2 protein-coding genes and 1 pseudogene are annotated in these 4,319 nt (G+C 63.3%); all 3 read left to right on the top strand.

The features are described 5' to 3' along the window. Positions 1 to 374, top strand: a pseudogene (locus WCB02_RS11425) (tetratricopeptide repeat protein); the annotation flags it as partial. A gap of 1,635 nt (positions 375 to 2,009) precedes the next feature. Continuing rightward, positions 2,010 to 3,569 (top strand): 2-isopropylmalate synthase, encoded by a 1,560-nt coding sequence (locus WCB02_RS11420; RefSeq protein ID WP_423958266.1) that lies wholly within the window; start codon positions 2,010 to 2,012, stop codon positions 3,567 to 3,569. 202 nt (positions 3,570 to 3,771) lie between these two features. Beyond that, positions 3,772 to 4,319, top strand: a 548-nt coding sequence (locus tag WCB02_RS11415; protein ID WP_423958265.1) for a DctP family TRAP transporter solute-binding subunit, incomplete at its 3' end; no start/stop codon positions are given.

Genomic DNA, 4,319 nt, shown 5'->3' with positions numbered 1-4,319 from the left:
TGCGGGCGTTCGCGGCCATCGACATCTCGCTCGATCCGTTTCCGGCGAACGGCGGCATCTCGACCTGGGAATCGCTCTATATGGGCGTTCCCGTCATCGCCAAGCTCGGTCGCGCCACCGCGGCGCGCGTGGCCGGCGCCATCGTGAAGGCGATCGGTCTCGACGACTGGGTCGCTGATGACGACGAGGGCTATGTCGCGATCGCGCGCAAATTTGCCGCGATGCCGGCTTATCTGGCGACGCTGCGGCAGGAACTGCCGGCCATGATCGCTGCCTCGCCAGCCGGCAATAGCAGGGTCTACACGGAGCGGGTCGAGGCCGGCTACCGGCAGTTTTGGCGCGAGTATTGTGCGAAGACATCAGGCGGGGAGTAATAGCGTGGCCGGCGGCGCTTTTGCGTCGCGTGGCTCATTTGGATGACGGCGGCCGGCGTGATCCTGGGCGGCGGATGCGGCGGCAGGCGCAGCTTGAGCCGGTCGTCAAGAGCTGAAGTTCAGGCTCTGGATGGGAATAGCGCGTGAGCCCGATCTCGCGCGGCGAATCCGCAAAGTCAGGTTAGCGCCCAGAGCTTGTGCCCTCGGCGGCTGAAATAGCATCTCGCTGGCAGATGCGAGCCTCCAGCTCCGTTGACCCCCGCTTGTCGGTCTTGGGTTGATCGCGTCGTTCCGATCACCGGCCGGCCGCTTCGGGTCTACTCCGATCGGCGGATCGTTGGCGTTCGCGCGGCTCCGTCGTCAGGTGAGCGTCAAGGCGCGCGGCGAACCTGTGGATGGCCTGTGAGTAACTTCGATGTTGTCAATCAATCCGGCTTGCTGCCGTCCCAAATCACCGGTATATCTGTTCACGTTTTGTTCCCACCTGAGGGGTGTCCGCAATCGTCACGGACGCGGGGGACGGAATGCGGTGGACGCGGCGGTGTCGGGCGTGACACGCGGGTCGCAGGGCGGACTGAGGTCTGTGAGCGGTCAGCATCATGCGGACGGACGGTGCCGTCGCGGTCGGCGAAGTCGTGTGGTCCTGGCACCCGTTGCTGGTGTCAAGTCTCGCGGAGGCAAGCATCGGCCCAACCGGGCGCGGATGAGCCGTGAGTCCGTGGGGCGACGGTGGCAAGAAGGATATTCGTCGCCGGGGAGAGCGCGTATAAGCTGAAAAACCATTGCGTGCGGGGATGCCGGGTGATCTTCCGGTGCGACCGCTGTGAATACTCGTGTGCTTTCTACTACTACCAAGTCGCACACGAGGCTGCGGGTGCATCGGGCACCCGGCATTCCAGCGCGCCCTCTGTCTTCAGGGCGCAATTGTTGAGGTAACAACTCGGGCGCATCGCGCCGCGAGGACGCGAAGCAATGTCTGTGAAGCACCGCCCTTGCGAAAAATCGACGACCGGCATTTGTTGCACGATGGATCGCTTCGCGGAGCTTGTCATCGGGCGGCGCGTTGCGCCGACCCGTTGGCTGGCAATGACGGTCGAGAGAGGCGTCCAACTCTTCCACCGTCATTTGCGAGGAGCACTTACGACGAGGCAATGCACCTCTTGCACCTGCCGCGCGGCGCGATGGACTGCTTGTGCGCCAGGCAAGCTGGCGTGGTACTGCCGGCGAGAGATTAGGTCACCCATGCTGACCATCTTTTGGCATTGCGGTTTCAGGCGTTTCTCGTTTAGAAACGCTGGCGAGCGCTGTTCCGGCAACGAACCCTCAATCGTTCTCTGTCAATCGTTGATACTGAGAATCGGGTTCTGATCGGGAATTTCTGGCGTCTCAAGGGTCTGGCAATGCTGATACGCTGCCAAATGGATGGAGTTCGGGGGGAAGCGGTGCGCGGCGCCGATGTCTCCGCAATTCCGGCTGCGTTGCTGCCCACCCTGCTTCTCGGCGGCCTGCTCCTTATCTGCCCCTGAGGGCCGGCTGGGCGGTTTGCGCCTGGGCACTCAGGGGTTTGAGTAAGTTCACCAGAGCCTTCAGCGCGACAGAGCAACAGCTCGAGCACTCCAAAAGGAAATTTTGCAGATGACCACGGCACCCAAGTCCGACAAGGACCGCGTTATCATTTTTGACACCACCTTGCGCGACGGCGAGCAATGCCCCGGCGCCACCATGACCTTCGAGGAGAAGCTCGAGGTCGCCGAGATGCTCGACGACATGGGCGTCGATGTCATCGAGGCCGGCTTCCCGATCACCTCGGAAGGCGATTTCCAGGCGGTCAGCGAGATCGCCCGCCGCTCCAAGAACGCCGTGATCGCCGGCCTGTCGCGCGCGCATCCAAAGGACATCGACCGCTGCGCCGAAGCGGTGAAGTTCGCGAAGCGCGGCCGCGTCCACACCGTGATCGCGACCTCGCCGCTGCACATGCGCGTCAAGCTCAACATGACGCCGGAGCAGGTGATCGAGACCTCGGTCACCAATGTCGCACGCGCCCGCAACCAGATCGACGACGTCGAATGGTCGGCCGAAGACGGCACTCGCAGCGAGATGGATTTCCTCTGCCGGGTCGTCGAGGCGGTGATCAAGGCCGGCGCCACCACGGTCAATATCCCTGATACCGTCGGCTACACCGTGCCGGAAGAATACACTTACTTCATGCGCACCCTGATCGAGCGCGTGCCGAACTCCGACAAGGCGGTGTTTTCCGTGCACTGCCACAACGACCTCGGCATGGCGGTGGCGAATTCGCTGGCCGGCATCGCCGGCGGCGCCCGTCAGGTCGAATGCACCGTCAACGGCATCGGCGAGCGGGCCGGCAATGCCGCGCTCGAAGAGATCGTGATGGCGATCAACATCCGCAACGACAAGTTTCCGTGGTGGAACAGGATCGACACCACGCAATTGACGCGCGCCTCGAAACTGGTGTCGGCGGCAACCTCGTTCCCGGTGCAGTACAACAAGGCGATCGTCGGCCGCAACGCGTTCGCGCATGAAAGCGGCATCCATCAGGACGGCGTGCTGAAGGACGCCTCGACCTACGAGATCATGCGGCCCGAGATGGTCGGCTTGAAACAGTCCTCGCTGGTGCTGGGCAAGCATTCCGGCCGCCACGCCTTCGTGCACAAGCTGGAGGAGATGGGCTACAAGCTCGGGCCGAACCAGCTGGAAGACGCCTTCGGGCGGATGAAGGCGCTCGCCGACCGCAAGAAGGACATCTATGACGAGGACATCGAGGCGCTGGTCGATCAGGAGATCGCGGCGTCGCATGACCGCATCAAGCTGACCTCGCTGACGGTGATCGCCGGCACCCACGGGCCGCAGCGCGCCACCATGAAGCTCGACGTCGACGGCCAGATCAAGATCGAGGAGGCCGAGGGCAACGGCCCGGTGGATGCGGTGTTCAACTGCATCAAGGCGCTGGTGCCGCATGAGGCCAAGCTCGAACTGTATCAGGTGCATGCGGTCACGCAGGGCACCGACGCGCAGGCCGAGGTGTCGGTGCGGCTCGGTCATGAGGGACGCTCGATGACGTCGAAGGCGGCCGACCCGGATACGCTGGTGGCCTCCGCAAAAGCCTATCTCGGCGCGCTGAACAAGATCGTCATGAAGCACCAGCGCGACCGGCCGGCAGCGGCCGCGAGCTGATGCTTGAAGAAGTGGTCATGATCAGGACGCGGCGCTTCCGGGTGCCGCGTTTTGCGTTGCAGCATGGGTTTTCGGCGCCCCCTGCGAACGAGCAATGGCGTTCGCCCCGGCTTCTCGCTATTGGTGCCGCAGGCGCAAAATAGCTTGAAATAACCTTGGGCGGCGCGGTGTGCGCATGCCCGGATCGATATGGGGGAGGACCATGCGTAGATTGATTTTGGCTGCGGTCTCGATCGCGGCCGTGTCCCTGGTGGGACCCGCGACGGCGGCGGATGCGCCGATCGTGATCAAGTTCAGCCACGTGGTGGCGTCCGACACGCCGAAGGGCAAGGCGGCCGAGAAGTTCAAGGAGCTGGCGGAGAAGTACACCGACGGCAGGGTCAAGGTCGAGATCTACCCGAACTCGACGCTCTACAAGGACAAGGAGGAGCTCGAAGCGCTGCAGCTCGGCGCGGTGCAGATGCTGGCGCCGTCGAACTCGAAGTTCGGGCCGATCGGGATCAAGGAATTCGAGGTGTTCGATCTGCCCTATATCCTGCCAGACCTGAAGGCGCTGAGGAAGGTGACCGACGGTCCGCTCGGCGACAAGCTGCTCAAGCTGCTGGACGCCAAGGGCATGACCGGTCTCGCCTATTGGGACAACGGCTTCAAGCAGATGAGCGCCAACAAGAAGCTGGTCTCGCCCGCCGACTACAAGGGACTGAAGTTCCGGATCCAGTCCTCCAAGGTCCTGGAGGCGCAGTTCCGCAC

It is taken from the genome of Bradyrhizobium sp., assembly GCF_049581145.1.
GTDB lineage: Bacteria > Pseudomonadota > Alphaproteobacteria > Rhizobiales > Xanthobacteraceae > Bradyrhizobium.
This window is presented reverse-complemented; position numbering and strand designations above follow the sequence as displayed.

What these genes read in the sequence shown, in the direction of transcription:
- WCB02_RS11420 (WP_423958266.1), top strand. Translation starts at nt 2,010, where the DNA reads ATGACCACGGCACCCAAGTCCGACAAGGACCGCGTTATCATTTTTGAC.